This window comes from Veillonella sp. CAG:933 (assembly GCF_000431435.1).
In the GTDB taxonomy this organism is placed as follows: domain Bacteria; phylum Bacillota; class Negativicutes; order Veillonellales; family Veillonellaceae; genus Veillonella_A.
Map to the genome: position 1 here is coordinate 27,710 of NZ_HF986128.1, position 15,475 is coordinate 43,184.

Consider the following 15,475-nt stretch of genomic DNA (forward strand, 5'->3'; position numbering starts at 1 on the left):
ACTGTCAAATATATATGATTCGATCTGAAATATTTTCTATATATTCTTCTCTTGTATTAACAATTATTACTGTTGTTCCTTTGCTTGCGAATTTTTTAACAAATTTTTTCACTATATCCACACCATTTACATCACAAAGAGCAAATGGTTCAAATAAAATTAATACCATTGGATTAAAAATATACCATCGTTCCAGTGTCATCCGAATACATTCGTTGACACGCAATTCTCCTGCTTTTACCTCCTTGGCACTGCTCTCCTCTCCCATATCTTCCATCATCATCTTACGAATACCGCCAGAAGAACGGATATAATCCCAAAATGAAATCTTCTCAAGAGACGGAAGCATCAAATTCTCATCTACCGTCATATGCTCAAACACTTCTTCTCGACTTCCGAGGGCTCTCACGGATACAACTTTTTTTCTGGAAAGTTCATTGCACTCTATATTTTCATAACACTTTCCATTTAAAATATAATGTGTTCCCTCACTTTTTATTCTTCCTGACAAAATCATAAATAGCCTTTCTTTTTCCCGTCGGTCAAGAACAATTAACGTCACTACCTCTCCTTTTATAAAATTCAGATTCTCCCTGCCGCATTTTCGAAGCTTCATATTTCTAACTCGGTATACTATATCTTCCTCTCGAACAGATGCTTCCTGTCGATTTTCTATATTTTCCCGAACTGATACTGTACTCTCTCCAAGAAAATATAGTTCCAACTGTTCTTCACTCCAGATATATTCTCTGGCACATTTTTTTACAATATGTCCGTGGTTAAAAATGACATATTTGTCAGACAAAGCTGACAGAATAAAATTAGAATTGCTATTCACAATCACACTCATCCTACCTAGGATTAATCTGTGCAAAACCCGACCGAATTTTTGGATTTCCATCTGACTCATACCATCAAATTCATCTTCTATAATAATAATCTTAGCTCCTCTACGATATGCTTTGACCACATCCACAATTCGTTTTTCCATCTCAGACAGATGACGCATTCGGGTAGATACATCTAAATCAAGATCCAATTCTGCAAAACAATCCCCTGCTTCTTCCAAAACTTCTCTTCTAAAAAATACTCCCACCCATCTTGCATCTACTAGACACATATATTCTGCCACAGTCCATTCTTCAATCATATAATTTTCCGGTCGCATTCGATAGATCTTTTCTCCCAAAATTTCCCAGTCATTTACTTTTTGTCCACCTATATAAATGGATCCACTTCCCTTCCCTTCAGTCAACTCACCACACAAAAGTCCGGTCAACAAATCCTTTCCAGAATAAGTAAGCCCGAGAAACCCCATGCATTCTCCTTCCAGAATACAAAAAGATACGTTCTCGAGCTTTCTTGTCCGGGTATAAATATAATTCAGATGGTTAATTCTCAGCAGTTCTTTCTTCATTGTCTTTCTCCCGGTCATTTTTATAATCCACCGGAATCGTAATCTCTACATCAGTTCCCTGTCCCACTGTACTATATACATTCACACCATATTCATCTCCAAAAAGGAGTTGAATTCTTTTATGAATGTTTGGAAGTGCGATTCCTGTATTTCTTGTGTTATGATTCTTACCATCATCTAATTCCATATCATCTGATTGAATTCTGAAATTCAATTCTTTCAGCTTATCACTATCCATACCTTTTCCATTATCTGAAATTGTCAGAATTAGATTTTGATCCGTCACGATTATTTCTATTGTAACCTTTCCATCTTCTAATTTTTCTTCCAACCCATGAAAAATTGCATTTTCCACAACCGGTTGGATAATCAATCTCGGTATCAAAAAATCATAAGCCTGTTCATCTTCTTCATCTACAATTACCTCTAACGAGAATCGATTATTAAACCGATAACGCTGAATTAACATATAATTTTCAATATTCACCAATTCATCCCTAAGAGTCACAAGATTTCCTTTTCGACTGATACTATAACGAAAAAATGCAGACAATGCCTCTACCATCTTTGCAATCTCTATATTATCATCAATTAACGCCTGACCTCGAATTGTCTCCAATGTATTATACAGAAAATGTGGATTTATCTGACTCTGAAGTGCAGTCAATTCAGTTTGTTTATTAAGAATCTGTACATTATCTTTTCTTGTCTTATAAGCTGCATAGCGATCCATCAGCCGATATGTTTGTTTTACAAATGGAATCCCTGACGGCGCAATTCTAAGCTCCTCTTCCTCAAATTCTGTCTCACATAAATAATCTAATATTCTAGCGAATTCCTTTAATGGATGAACAATAGCTGTTACTGTATAAATCAGAATCATAATCTGTATAATCAATATAAAAAAAACTACTGCATCAAAATGCCATCCGACAAAAATCAATGTCAATGTAAGGATGCAAAGAACAGACTCTGCTAAAATTACTTTTTCAAGCTTTTTTACAAATCTCATTCCACTGATCTCCTATGAATGAAGCTTTCGATACAATGCTGGTTTTACACCAACCTGTTTTGTGAATATTTGACTAAAATATCTAGAATCCTTATACCCCACACGGTCACCAATTGCTGCAATTGTTTCATTTGTATTGCATAAGAATTCCTTCGCTTTCTCTATCCGGATATTTAACAGATAAGCACTGACATTAATACCCGTCTCCTTTTTAAATAGAACGCTAAAATATACTGGGTTCAATCCGACAATCTCTGCTAAATCTTCCAATACAATTTTCTCATCATAATGATCTTCCATATATTTTCTAGCCTGCCGGATTGGCTTTACAGATTCCGCCTCAGCAGCCTCCTTACTTTTCTCTACAAATTTTCCAAGACTATTTTTCAGACAATGTTTCAATCCACTGATTGTATAACAGTGCTGACAATTGGAAATTACACTTTTCCTTTCCCCGTTTTCTTCCTCTTGTTGAAATTCTACATAATCAAAGAAATAATTTACTATCTCTTCAGCCATATCATAACAACCCGAAAAATCCATTTCTTCTCGAATTTTATATTCACTGTACACTTGATTTATACATTGCTCCAACTTATTTACAGAATAACTTTCAATGCTTGTGCGAATCTGCTCTTTCCATTCTTCTGTCAAAACTCCTTCTTCTGTCCGACCGTCATGCTGTATCGTTTCTGCATAAATAATACGTCCGGTTCCCTGCTTAATGCGATTACCGACTGCTCTATGTGCTTCCTTTATAGAAAATCTGATTTCTGCAAATTCTTTCCGTTCTGTACCAATTCCGATAGTTACCTCATATTGTTCAAATCCCAAAAGATAATCTTTGATTTCCATCATAATATCATTCACACTATCTTTAATTGCTCTTGATTTACTAAAATCATAATTAAACAGACAATATATATGTAGGTTTTCCTTTTCACAAATTAGTACTTCTTCTGTCTCTGTTTTCAGTATTCTCTCTACAATCTCTTCAATTCTAGATGTAGTAAGTTTATCCTGCTTTTTATCTTTCTTATTATAATCCACATAATCTAGCTTAATATCAATTCCTCGATAGATTTCTCCCTGAAACTCTACCCTGTCGTCTACCACTTCTGGTTCTTCTGTTTCAATAATATTTTTTAGAAAATCTCTTTTTATTATGTGGCGGCTCTCGGATACTGTCTCCTTGAAAGCTCTTTGTTCCTGTTCCGATTGCCAACTGGCACTAAGCTCTTCAGAAATCTTCTTCAAAACATGATTCAATTCATCTTCACTTACCGGCTTTAACAGATAATCTTCTACTCCATACTTCAATGCTTGATGGGCATACTCAAACTCTTTATATCCACTGATTACAATAAATTTCATATCTTTCTGAAGCTCTTTTGTCATTATGATTAATTCTAATCCATTAATTTTAGGCATACGAATATCCGTAATCACTACATTGGGACAGCTCTCACTTTGGATTATTTCAAATGCAGTCCCCCCATTATCGACTACAGCCATACAGTCTAGATTAAGTTCATCCCAATGGATTAGCTTCTTAATCAATGTCCCTATTCTAAATTCATCATCAACAATTAGTACATGCCATTTTTTACTTTGCATTGTTTTGACGCCTCTCCTTCCTCGATAATGGTTGCCTCTTTATTATAGATGTTAAAAAATTATCTCGCAACCGAAAATTTTATCTAACACTAACACATCCAAATACAAGAGATATATTGTTTAATAAACAATATGCTAACTTTAACTTAAACGAAATATAGATTTACTTCTTTTAACCGAATATTATATCAAATTGCACAAAAATGAGGACGAAATCAGCATTTATTTGCTCCTCGTCCTCGCTTCTCTTTAATCCTACCGAATAAAGCAGATTTATTTACGCTCCATATCGTATTTTCTGAATGCATCTACCTTTGGTTGAGATCCACATCCTGGTACAAATTCATTCGTCAGAAAAATCTGCGTAAAAAGTTCTCGTTCCTTGCTTCCTGTCGTAAATGCTCCCATACACGCAATATTTGCATCATTGCTTAGGCGAGCTCTCTCTGCTGAATAAGCATCTGTCAAAAGCGCCGCATAGGCACCTTTGACTTTATTTGCCGCTATAGACACCCCAAGTCCTGTTCCACACAGAAGAATACCTCTGTCATATTCTTTTGAAGCAACAGCTTCTCCAACTTTAATTGCAACATTTGCATAAATTGGGTCAGTGCTTCCAAAGTCAGTCACTTTACCAAGTCCTTTGTTCTCAATGAATTTCATAAGTGCCTGTTTTTCATTTTCTGCGTTTGGATCGCATCCGATTGCAATTTTCATAATTGATTGCCTCCTTAATTGTAATTTATTTCTAGAACAGCCCTTTCACTGCCGGATACAATTTTCTGAACTGCTGATACCGTTCTTCATACTTCGCCACAAGTTCTGGTTCCGGTTCAACTGTATCCACAACTTTCACAAGCTTTTCGGCAATCGTCTCTACATCTGGATATTCTCCACATCCGACTGCTGCCAGCATTGCACCGCCAAGTGCCGGTCCTTCTTCACTTTCAATCACATCTACTTTTAAGTTCATGACATTTGCAATAATTTTTCTCCACAGCGGGCTTTTTGCACCGCCGCCGCAGATTTTCGTCCGGTCAATCTGAATGCCAAGACTTTTTGCCACTTCCAGCGAATCACGAAGTCCAAATGCCACACCTTCCAGTACTGCCTGCGTCATGTCTGCTCTTGTTGTATCCATGGACATACCGATAAACATGGCTCTCGCGTCTGGGTCATTATGTGGAGATCGTTCTCCCATCAGATATGGAAGATAAAAAACTCTGTTTTCTCCAAGATTTTTTATGTCCGCCTGCTCTGCCACGTAATCTTTCGTTCCGAGGATTTCTTCATTCCACCACTTATTGCAAGACGCCGCACTAAGCATGCACCCCATCAGATGATAGTGTCCGTCTGCGTGCGCAAATGAATGAAGGGCATTATGCTTATCTACTCCGAATTTTTCACTGGAAATAAAGATTGTTCCCGACGTTCCAAGAGAAATGTTGCATCTTCCATCTCCGACCGTTCCTGTACCGACTGCCGCTGCCGCATTGTCCCCGGCTCCTGCAATCACTTTTACACTTTCTGAAAATCCCAGTTCATTTGCCACATCTGGTTTCAAAATGCCTACGACTTCATAGCTTTCATATAATTTCGGAAGCTGTTCTTCTGTGATACCGCAGATTTCTAGCATTTCTTTTGACCAGCATCTGTTTTTAACGTCCATAAGAAGCATGCCTGAAGCGTCCGACACATCTGTACAGAACGAACCTGAAAGCTGGTAAGCCAGATAATCTTTTGGCAGCATAATCTTTGCGATTTTCTTATAATTTTCCGGCTCATTTTCCTTCATCCAAAGTATCTTTGGCGCTGTAAATCCCGCAAATGCAATGTTCGCCGTGTACTCGGATAATTTATCTCTGCCAATGACCTGATTCAGGTAATCGGTCTGCTTTCCGGTTCTTCCATCATTCCAAAGAATTGCCGGGCGAATCACCTGATCGTCTTTATCCAGTGCTACCAGCCCATGCATCTGTCCGCCAAAACTGATGCCAGCCACCTGACTCTTATCGCATTCACTTGTCAGCTCCTTCATTCCTTCCATGGACTTTATATACCAGTCTTCCGGATGCTGCTCTGACCAGCCCGGTTTCGGGAAATATAATGGATATTCCTTAGACACAATTTTCTGGATATTTCCGTTTTCGTCCATCAGTAAAAGTTTCACTGCAGAAGTTCCAAGATCAACGCCTATGTATAACATATTCAGTCCTCCTAATCAGTAAATATATTTCTAATTTCTATCTTACACCAGAGTTTCCATTATCACAATCTTTTCATTTCAAAAATGCTGTAATTAAAATTATACAATTACTGCCCTGCTTCCCCCTGCTTTTTCTTTTGTCACTATAATTTGTTTATCGATGCGTTCTTTTAATTCGCCAACGTGTGAGATGATTCCAACTAGCTTGTTTCCTTCTGAGAGCCCTGCAAGTGCTTTCATTGCCTGTTCCAGGGATTCATCATCCAGTGAACCAAATCCTTCATCCACAAACATCGTATCCAGCCTTATTCCTCCTGCTCTGGACTGAACTTCGTCTGACAGACCCAGTGCCAGGGATAGGGAGGCTTTAAAGGATTCACCTCCGGATAGTGTCTTGACACTTCGTCTTGTCCCATTATAATGATCAATTACATCCAGTTCCAGACCACTCTGACTCCGGTTATTCCCTGCTACAATACTCCTTTCCAGCTCATACTGCCCCTCCGACATAACCATAAATCTCACATTTGCGCGCTCCAGTATCCGGTCAAAATATGTCATCTGCACATAGGTCTCCAGCATGATTTTTTCCTTTCCGGAAATGTTCCCGTTAGCCGTATTAGATAACGCCTTTACCATAGTCCATTTTTGTTCCAGTTCAATAATGTCTTTTGACTTTTTCTGGATTTTCGCCAATGCTTTCTGATTCGCTGCAAGACGCACCTGTATGTCTTTTAAGCACTGTTCCTGTTCTGTCCGTATTTCTTCCAGACATCTTTTTTCGTCTTGTTCTTTCTCTATGCTAAACTCTCCCAGATTTTCAAGTTGTTTGCGGCACTGTTCCATCTGACCTTCCAGTTTTCGAGCCTCACCGCTGCATTTCTGTACATTTTTCTGCGCCTCGTCATATTGCTGCTTTAACCGTACCTTCTTCATCTGCAGATTGCGAAGCTCCTGTTCCGCCAATTTCCCATCTTCAAACTTAAGATTCTGGCTTTGTTCTTCAAGCTGCCTGCTCTCCGTCTGTATTTCAGCATTCAACGCTGTAATTTTTCCGCTCAAAGCCTCCCGCTCTGCCTGCTTCTCCACGATCTTCTTTTCTGTATTCTGAATTTGCTTTTGAAGATTTTTATAATATTTGACCTTTTTGGTATTATCCAGAATCTGCTCTGTAAGCTTGTTTTCCCGCTCTGCAAGTTCTACCTGCTTGTTATTGATCTGGCTTTGAATATCTTGCACTTTCCAATTTTCTGATTCCATTGGCTCTGCTAACATCTTCTCCTTTTCCATGATTTGTTTCTTTTGCAGATCCACTTTTCCCACCAATTCCGCTGCTTTTTTACTTGCATTTTCCATCTCTGTCCGTGCCAGTTCCAAATGCTCCTGCAACTGATCCAGCTCTTCCTGAGATGGCACATGTTCCATAGCTGCAGCCTTCCTCGGATGCTCTCTGGAACCGCACACCGGGCATGGCTCTCCAGGATTCAAATGTCTCGCCAGTACCCCTGCCTGTCCATCTAAAAATGTCTGATATGCCTGGTCGTATTCTTCCTTTCGTGCTTGTGCCATCTGCGTTTTATCTACATATTGTTTCTGAAGCTTTGTAAGATTTCCACATAATGTTTGATACTGCTTTATATTTTTCACAAATGCATCCAGTTCTTCTTTTTTCAGATCCAGTTTTTCTTTCTGAAACTGTAGTTCCGCCTGATTCTTCGGTTCATTTTCCAACATTTTTTCTTCAGTTTTGTCTTCCTGTAAATGTTCTTGAAGTTTTTCTATCTCTAATTTTTGATTCAAGAGCTTCTTTTCCTGTTTCTCAAGAAATGTTTTTCTTTCTATTAATTTCTTTTTCTTTTCTTCCAGCTTCTGATAAACCAACACTTCTTCCTGTATATGTGCAATCGCTGTTTCCAGCCCATCACGTTCTGTTTGTTTTTTCTCTTGAAATTTCAAAATTGCGGAAAGCTCTTTTTCTTGAATCTTGATTTTCTGATACTTTGTTTCTGCCTCTTCCAGCGTACGAAGTGTCTGAGATCTCGTCTGTGCTTTCTGCAAATGTTCCTGTACTTTCTCTAACTCTTTTTGCACATTTTTTATTTTTTCGCTCAAGTTTTCCACATCCAACTGATCTTTGTCCACTAGATTCTGAATTTCATCAATTGCTTCTGTCAGCGGAATCTGAGTAAAGTCTACACTCACACCTTCCAGATACTGATTCACACTTCTTCTTGCAAATTCCAGTTCATCCGAAAGTTTACCTGATTCACTTTTTAGTTTCTCCTGAAGGATCTGATAGTAACCAGTTTTAAAAATCTCGCGAAAAATCCCCTGCCGTTCTTTTGTGTCTGCCAATAATAGTTTCAAAAAATCTCCCTGTGCAATCATAGCAATCTGAAGAAATTGATTTCTATCCAGTCCCAGAATTTCGATAATTGCTTTGTTCACTTCTTTCTGCTTTGTTACAACTCGTCCATCTGGATAAATCAGTTCCGCTTCCGCCCGCTGCAGTGTAATTCCTCCACCTTTTTTTGCTGGACGTTCATACTCTGGATTCCTACGGATCCTATACTCCTGTCCACCGTTTTCAAAAAAAAGTTCCACCTCCGTAGGCACATGCGCTTCTGCATATTTTGAGCGAAGCATTGCCGGTTCTCGATTTTCCCCACTTGGCAGTCCATACAACGCATAAACAATCCCATCAAAAATAGTTGTCTTTCCCGCTCCTGTGTCCCCGGTAATCAGATAAAGACCTTTCATTCCAAGCTTTTCCATATCTAATTCAACTATACTTGCATAAGGTCCAAATGCAGATAGTTTCAATCGTTTTGGTCTCAATGTCCACCCTCCCAGATTTTTTCTATCAGGTCATGAATAAGTTTCTTTTGTTCTTCATTCATTTCCTGATTATTCTGCTTTTCGTATAATTCTTCAAAAATATCGAATGGAGTTTTCTCTTCTACCTCTGCAGCCTCCAGAAATGCAGCTTTTCCTCTTGTTCTCTGATTGTCATAATCCAGTTTCATTAAATTCGGATAAATAACCTGCAGTTTTCGCACTGCCTCCGGAATATCCTCTTCATCAGTCAATGTGATATGCATATAGCTGTCTTGATCAAGATTTTCATAGTATGCCTTTTCAGTCAGTTCCATATAAGTCCCTTTCATCTCACACCAATCACGAAGAGGGGCTAATTCTTTTGTGCTAATCTCTACATTTCCCTTTTCTTTCATCTCCACAATCGTCACAGCCTTTTTATGATGAATTTCTGAAAAAGAATATTTTAAAGGAGTTCCACAGTAACGTACCGTCTCTCTTCCAATCTTCTGTGGTCCATGTATATGTCCGAGCGCCACATAATCAAACTCATCAAAAACAGACGCATCTACATTATCTGTTCCACCAACAGAAATATCTTCCGATTCGCTTCTTTTTGCTCCTGTCACAAACTGATGCGTCACTAATACATTTCTCTCGTCAGTATTTAATTTCATCTGCTCCACAGCCACTCGTATGGCATCTGTATAATTTTCTATCTGCTCATCTTCAAAAAATCTCTTTACATTTGCAGGCTTCACAAAAGGCAGCAAGTAAATATTTATCGCTCCCCATTCATCTTCCAGAACAACTGCTTGTGTTTTCCCCGCATACACCGGTGCAACATATACACCGCTTTCTTTCATAAGACGTCCACCGAATGCCATTCTCTCCGCACTGTCATGATTTCCACTTATAATAAATGTCTGCACTTTTCTCTTCGACAACTCACACAGAAAATCATCAAAAAGCTGGATCGCCTCCACCGTAGGTATGGACTTATCATAGACATCTCCCGCGATCAGAAGTGCCTGCGGTTTTTCTTCATCTGCGATTTTCAATATTTTTCTTAAGATATCCTTCTGATCTTCCAGCATAGAAAATTCATTCACTCGTTTTCCAAGATGAAGATCCGATATATGCATGAACTTCATAGCACACCGCCTTATCTCTTATTCTTCTCATAGTTCACTGTTGTTTTGTAAACGGTAAATTCCGAGTACCTTGATATTATGTGGCCGCTTTTTGCGACCATTCTATTTATTCTCTATTTTCGTAGGTTTCCTGATATATTCCGGCAATGTTTCTGACCATGGCAGAAGTGATGCCAGAAAATCTCGGTTTGTATCATCTGCATGTTTTGGAAGCTCTGTGAGCAGGTATTCAAAAAATCATACGGTTTCAGATTATTCGCTTTCGCTGTTTCTGCTATGCTATAAATAATTGCTGAACTATTTGCACCATTGATGGTGTCGATCATTTCCCAATTCTTCTTGCCAATGCAGGATCCACGTATTGCCCGTTCACTGGCATTGTTATCCATCGGAACATCCCCATCTTCCAGAAATACCCGCAGATATCGTTCCTGATTCAAAGCATATGTGAATGTTTCGTGCATCTTATTACTCTTTGAGATTTTATTTTGATTTTGTTTCAGGTACACAAACAAAGCATCTACCAGTGGTTTTACCACTAGCTGACGCTGAACAAATCGTTCCTCCGATGATAGTTCTGACAATTTCTTTTCTTCCCGAGAGATTGCCTGTATCTGTTTCATAATCAGGAATAAGATGGATTCTTTCTGATGCTCTTTCGGTATCAATTCTAATGCATCGTTGAATTTTCGACGGCAGTGAACCCAACATCCGGCTACCCTCAGATCTTCCAGTTCTTTTTCCAGGCTGTGATAGACTTGATAACCATCTGTAACACAAATCCCAGAATAATTTTTCAGAAATGTCCGGGGATGACTTTGGTTTCGTGTCCTCTGATATTCATATAGGACTATCTGTCGTTCTTTATACAGATATCCGGAACGATATACCCACATCCAGCTCTTGCTTCCGGCTTTCCGTCCATCTTTATTCACTAGGACTGGAGTTTCATCTGCCTGTATCACATGATAATCGTACAAAAGCTCATGAAGATAATCATACATAACTCCTAGATATTCTTCCCCTAATCGAATCATCCAGTTCGCCATGTTCTGTCTTGAGATTGCAAGCCCATATCGTTCGAATTCTTTTTCCAGACGATAGAGCGGTACAGCATTCACATATTTTCCATTGATAATAGCAGCACCTAAAGACGGCGAAACAAGACTTCCATGAAGTAAGTTCTTTGGATGAGGTGCTTTTACCATGTGTTCATCTTTTTTACTGGCATAAACACCGATGTGATGTTCTTCGACTTCTACTTTTGCAGGAATGAACTTATAACATCTTGAAATTGCATCCGGAAGTTGTCTCCAGCCGTTTTCGCCGAATTCTTCTGTCAGCTCTTCCAGACTCAGATAATGATCGATTCTCAGTACTGGAAGTCCTGAGATATCAGCAGCTTTCTTTCCAGACTGCTTTTTCTTTTTCGATACATTTAATTCAAGATCGTCTGGTTCCGGAGTCTCCAGATCACAGACGGCTTCCGCTTCGTTAAAAAATACAATATTTCCATCTACTTCCATGAAACAGAACTGCTCAGGATCGGACATTTTTTCACTGCTTCTTCCAAAACGATTCTTATTTCCTAAGATAACCTGTTCCATCAATAACTGCATCTTATCATTTAATACCTGTGTCTGACCATTCAGTCCTTCTAACTGCTCCTGAAGTCCCAGGAACAATTCGATGATAAAGTCCTTGTCCAGTTTATTCAGTTGTTCTTTTGTGTACTTTACTGCCATAATCAGAACTCCAGTCTTTTTTTGCTAGACTTAATTATAACAGATTTCCTGTATTACCGCTAATCCGTCACTTTCAGGATTCAGCATTATGACGGTGGATAACACATCTGAAATGTCAGGATTTTCTGACACCTCAGATGGATTATCCACATAGACCTGGCTGGTAAAATCAGAACTGCTTTTCAGACAAGTCTTTTGTGGATACATCTTCTATGATTGTGGATATTTCTTTTATTGGTTCGATTTTTGCATTTTTTATTTTCAGCATTCTGCACAATCTACATAAGGTCAGGTGGCTCTTCTAATGCTCTGATTGGATGTTTTGCAACCACCTCCAGACCTTGCATCAGCATACGATACTGTTCTTCTGAAATCTCCAATGCTTCATCTGCAGACCTTGGCCAATGAAATGCTCCGTTATCCAACCGTTTATACAAAAGTAGAAATCCATCCCCTTCCCAGAGCAAAGCTTTAATCCGGTCGCTACGTCTGCCACAAAAAAGGAACAGAGTATTTTTATCATAAGAATCCAAACGAAAATGAAATCGGACAATATTTGCCAGACCATCAATTCCCCGGCGTAAATCTGTAAATCCCATCGCTAAATAAATCTTTTTAAATCCAGTTCCATCATTCAGCATGGCAAAATCCCTTGATGAAAAGCTGTAACAATTCAGCCAAATCATTTGAAAAAATTTCTGCTGAAAAGCCTTGTGGATTCGTCAGTTTAATCACTGGTCTTGCACCTGTACTATCTGAAGATGAAAGTTTTTCTGCTTCTGCTATTTGAGGCTTTGGATTCGATATTTCGATAAACTCAGGTGAGGTTTCCCGGAACTGTTCCAGATATACTTCCCGAACTCTTCGAAGCCGATAATAGTAGTTCGCTTTTGTAAGATTATTCTGGGCACACCATGTTTCAACATCCATTCCCTTTGGTCTGCTCTGACAGTCACGGACCTGTTCTGCCCATTCCCGGATTCTAGTCTGCTGTGCAATCAGACTCGTTTATGTAGACATAATCACCACTCCTTGCATAGTCGGTCAAAAAAGTTGAATACTTAACTTTTTTGACTCTGTAGTTTTTGTTGAGTGTAATTATGACATAAGCTGAACATATAAAAAAGGTACTCGGGTTTTACCGTTTACAACTGGAAGTTTTACTCGTGGCGATAGGTCACAATCTATATAAATATCAGAAAAAAAGGATGAGAAACAAAACTGCCGCATAGATTCAAAAAAAGAATTTCTATGGGGTAGGGGAAGTGCGCTTTCTTTGCGCATGATTTCAGTCATTTATACACAACAGGTACAAAAAGGGAGATGCGAAAAAACTCAATCGAGTTTTTTCACATCCCCTACGTTATTTATACGGCTTTTGCAAAACATTTTCTAAAATCCAGAGTAGTAGGATCTTCTTTTCTCATCAAATATACAGATAATTTTATAATAAAAAAGTAATAACCTATCTGATTTAAAGAAGAAATTCTTCTAATTCTTCCGTTTTCAATTCCACCACAAATGAGTTTTTTGTTATACGATGTCATCAAATTAAAACATACATATCTTTTACTCATAGAGGAATCTGGTATATACATAAAATCAAATACCATATTCTTTTTTAATTCCACTAAATTCCCAGTAAATGAATCGATTGGAAGAACCGGAACCATTAACAGCTTATCTTTTTGATCTATATGACATGACGTAGATATTACCATAGCATCAGCGGTAAATATCATTTGTCTACCATCCTCTTCAAAATATGTAAATGGCACTTGTGAAATAATATCACCTTGGGATAACTCTGGCAATAAAGTTGCTGTAAGATAATTAATTTGTTGCCCGTCTTTCTCGAATTGTGAAACAGCATTTTTTGCTCCATCTCTAAAATCAGGAGAGACTGATGGTAAAACGCTATCTACAAAGTCAATAAATTCTCTTAACATAAATCGAAGAAATCTATTCCCGTAGAGTTTGAAATAGATTTAATATATTGATCTACTCCTTCAAGTTCTTCTTTTGTAGCGTCTCTCATTTCTCCAAAAGATTCCTCTGACATTCTTTCAAGGCGTGTACTTCTTTTATCAATATATATGTTATTTTGACTATATCCAATTATACTACTATTTTCACTTTTTTTAGAAGCGTCTGCAAACAACTCATAATTAGGAACGGCATAGTTTCCAGATACAACTATACTACTATTTCCAGCTACTGAAAAGGCTATACCTAATACAGCAACTGTTGTACTAATATTTTTAATAACATTGCCCATACTAATACGCTCCTTTCTCTAAAAGTCCCTTCAATTTACTATCCATTACATCCGTCATTTTAGTAATAATAAAATCTAACTTACTACTATCTGTTTTATAATCATTGCAAGTGTTATACCCATATCTATCATTTATATCAATCACTACTCCAATAGATTCTGACACTTGATTGTCTATTGATAAACTTCCAGCGACATCAGCATCTATTCCATTTTTGAAAAGTCTTGCGTTCTGCAACATGATATTAACAAAAATATTATCATTTTCAACGAAAGTATATCTTATGTTTAAATCATAAATTGAGGAATCATCATTGTTTTTCAATAAATTATGTGCTAAAATTTGAGCTCCATCTTTCATGTACTCATCTAATAAAACTTCCGTAATAGCACCAATATATTCGTATTCGTTATTAGTCAAAATATTTAAAAAAGAAAAAACTGTTTTCATTTTCTGTTGAATATACTGCTCACAATTCTTCCAATTTTTTTCAAATCCATCATTATAATTAATTTGCAATGTAGAAGCAATGGGCGATATGTTCAATTGCGAATGTTCATTTGACGACTTTATAATAATCCTTGGTATTTCTAATGGAGCGTCATCTGGAATAGGCAAAACCGTCGCTTCATTAAAATGCTCCTTTAAAATATTCTCATTTAAGAAATAATTCTTTTTAAGATTATCTATTTTTTTATATTTTATCGAAATAGAAGTGTTTTTAATTAGCATATCCATCCTCCGTATGCATATCTTATTTTGCATATAACAGCCCCATCTTATTTTCATATTTATACTACCATACTTTTTTTAACAAGTCTATCATCTCATGGATTTTTTATATATTATTTTTTCCAAAGTATTCCATAATATGCAAGTTTTTTGCACCGTTTTGACACCATCAACTTCATATTTCGCATTTCTTTCCACCTTTTTCAAAATAAAAATAGGCTTCGCCTATTCAGCTCCCCTTCCCCTCAATCTTGAGGGGTCAGGGGGTTTCTTTTTCTTCCTTTTTCCTGCATAATAGACTTATGAATATCTTACAAAGAATCTTTACCGACTATTATGAAGAAATAAAATATACCCTTCATCCCAGAAAGACTGAGATGGAAAATATCGATAAGATGTTGGGCTGTGGCGATCCTTCCTTTGGCGGAGCTATGTATGTCTGCACCCATTGTGGCAATTTTAAATTTGTCCCTTTCCGTTGTCACAGCCGCTTTTG

The 15,475-nt window shown here is 37.7% G+C and carries 14 protein-coding genes; 1 reads left to right on the forward strand and 13 read right to left on the reverse strand.

All coding sequences use genetic code 11. From position 1 onward, the window contains the following. Positions 1-4: 4 nt before the first annotated feature. From QZL64_RS01320 to QZL64_RS01380, 13 genes are all read right to left on the reverse strand, one after another. Entirely contained in the window at positions 5-1,417 is a 1,413-nt protein-coding gene (locus tag QZL64_RS01320; RefSeq protein ID WP_021840251.1) for an ATP-binding cassette domain-containing protein, read from the reverse strand. Next, on the reverse strand, positions 1,392-2,429 hold the full coding sequence (locus QZL64_RS01325) for a sensor histidine kinase (RefSeq protein ID WP_021840252.1): 1,038 nt from the start codon (positions 2,427-2,429) through the stop codon (positions 1,392-1,394). The genes QZL64_RS01320 and QZL64_RS01325 overlap by 26 nt, the downstream gene beginning before the upstream one ends. Positions 2,430-2,441: 12 nt before the next feature. After that, entirely contained in the window at positions 2,442-4,046 is a 1,605-nt protein-coding gene (locus QZL64_RS01330) for a response regulator (RefSeq protein ID WP_021840253.1), read from the reverse strand. Positions 4,047-4,319: 273 nt separating this feature from the next. Then, on the reverse strand, positions 4,320-4,763 hold the full coding sequence (locus tag QZL64_RS01335) for an RpiB/LacA/LacB family sugar-phosphate isomerase (protein ID WP_021840254.1): 444 nt from the start codon (positions 4,761-4,763) through the stop codon (positions 4,320-4,322). A gap of 31 nt (positions 4,764-4,794) precedes the next feature. After that, positions 4,795-6,252, reverse strand: a complete 1,458-nt coding sequence (xylB, locus tag QZL64_RS01340) for a xylulokinase (RefSeq protein ID WP_021840255.1) — start codon at positions 6,250-6,252, stop codon at positions 4,795-4,797. A gap of 99 nt (positions 6,253-6,351) precedes the next feature. Then, positions 6,352-9,090, reverse strand: coding sequence for an SbcC/MukB-like Walker B domain-containing protein (locus QZL64_RS01345; protein WP_021840256.1), 2,739 nt, complete (start codon positions 9,088-9,090; stop codon positions 6,352-6,354). Beyond that, positions 9,087-10,223: an exonuclease SbcCD subunit D gene (locus QZL64_RS01350; protein ID WP_021840257.1), complete on the reverse strand. Its 1,137-nt coding sequence runs from the start codon at positions 10,221-10,223 to the stop codon at positions 9,087-9,089. The genes QZL64_RS01345 and QZL64_RS01350 overlap by 4 nt, the downstream gene beginning before the upstream one ends. A 113-nt stretch (positions 10,224-10,336) precedes the next feature. Beyond that, a complete protein-coding gene (tnpC, locus tag QZL64_RS01355; protein ID WP_021840258.1) occupies positions 10,337-11,968 on the reverse strand; it encodes an IS66 family transposase in 1,632 nt (543 codons plus the stop codon). 278 nt (positions 11,969-12,246) lie between these two features. Beyond that, positions 12,247-12,609, reverse strand: a complete 363-nt coding sequence (gene tnpB / locus QZL64_RS01360) for an IS66 family insertion sequence element accessory protein TnpB (protein ID WP_021840259.1) — start codon at positions 12,607-12,609, stop codon at positions 12,247-12,249. Then, positions 12,599-12,970 carry an IS66 family insertion sequence element accessory protein TnpA gene (gene tnpA / locus QZL64_RS01365; RefSeq protein WP_242978863.1) on the reverse strand — a complete coding sequence of 124 codons (372 nt, stop codon included), beginning with the start codon at positions 12,968-12,970 and terminating at the stop codon, positions 12,599-12,601. The genes tnpB and tnpA overlap by 11 nt, the downstream gene beginning before the upstream one ends. A gap of 365 nt (positions 12,971-13,335) precedes the next feature. Beyond that, a complete protein-coding gene (locus QZL64_RS01370) occupies positions 13,336-13,917 on the reverse strand; it encodes a hypothetical protein (protein ID WP_021840260.1) in 582 nt (193 codons plus the stop codon). Continuing rightward, a complete protein-coding gene (locus QZL64_RS01375; protein WP_021840261.1) occupies positions 13,911-14,246 on the reverse strand; it encodes a hypothetical protein in 336 nt (111 codons plus the stop codon). The genes QZL64_RS01370 and QZL64_RS01375 overlap by 7 nt, the downstream gene beginning before the upstream one ends. A gap of 1 nt (position 14,247) precedes the next feature. Further along, positions 14,248-14,979 (reverse strand): hypothetical protein, encoded by a 732-nt coding sequence (locus tag QZL64_RS01380; RefSeq protein ID WP_021840262.1) that lies wholly within the window; start codon positions 14,977-14,979, stop codon positions 14,248-14,250. A 377-nt stretch (positions 14,980-15,356) separates the two neighbouring features. Here QZL64_RS01380 and QZL64_RS14535 point away from each other — a divergent pair. Continuing rightward, positions 15,357-15,475, forward strand: a 119-nt coding sequence (locus QZL64_RS14535) for a transposase zinc-binding domain-containing protein (protein WP_369665148.1), incomplete at its 3' end; no start/stop codon positions are given.

Bases quoted from the DNA above. Each gene is read 5' to 3' on its own strand.
- QZL64_RS01370 (WP_021840260.1), bottom strand. From the start codon at position 13,917: ATGTTAAGAGAATTTATTGACTTTGTAGATAGCGTTTTACCATCAGTC.
- QZL64_RS01380 (WP_021840262.1), bottom strand. From the start codon at position 14,979: ATGCTAATTAAAAACACTTCTATTTCGATAAAATATAAAAAAATAGAT.
- QZL64_RS01325 (WP_021840252.1), bottom strand. From the start codon at position 2,429: ATGAGATTTGTAAAAAAGCTTGAAAAAGTAATTTTAGCAGAGTCTGTT.
- QZL64_RS01320 (WP_021840251.1), bottom strand. From the start codon at position 1,417: ATGAAGAAAGAACTGCTGAGAATTAACCATCTGAATTATATTTATACC.
- xylB (WP_021840255.1), bottom strand. From the start codon at position 6,252: ATGTTATACATAGGCGTTGATCTTGGAACTTCTGCAGTGAAACTTTTA.
- QZL64_RS01335 (WP_021840254.1), bottom strand. From the start codon at position 4,763: ATGAAAATTGCAATCGGATGCGATCCAAACGCAGAAAATGAAAAACAG.
- QZL64_RS01330 (WP_021840253.1), bottom strand. From the start codon at position 4,046: ATGCAAAGTAAAAAATGGCATGTACTAATTGTTGATGATGAATTTAGA.
- tnpB (WP_021840259.1), bottom strand. From the start codon at position 12,609: ATGCTGAATGATGGAACTGGATTTAAAAAGATTTATTTAGCGATGGGA.
- tnpC (WP_021840258.1), bottom strand. From the start codon at position 11,968: ATGGCAGTAAAGTACACAAAAGAACAACTGAATAAACTGGACAAGGAC.
- QZL64_RS01375 (WP_021840261.1), bottom strand. From the start codon at position 14,246: ATGGGCAATGTTATTAAAAATATTAGTACAACAGTTGCTGTATTAGGT.
- QZL64_RS01350 (WP_021840257.1), bottom strand. From the start codon at position 10,223: ATGAAGTTCATGCATATATCGGATCTTCATCTTGGAAAACGAGTGAAT.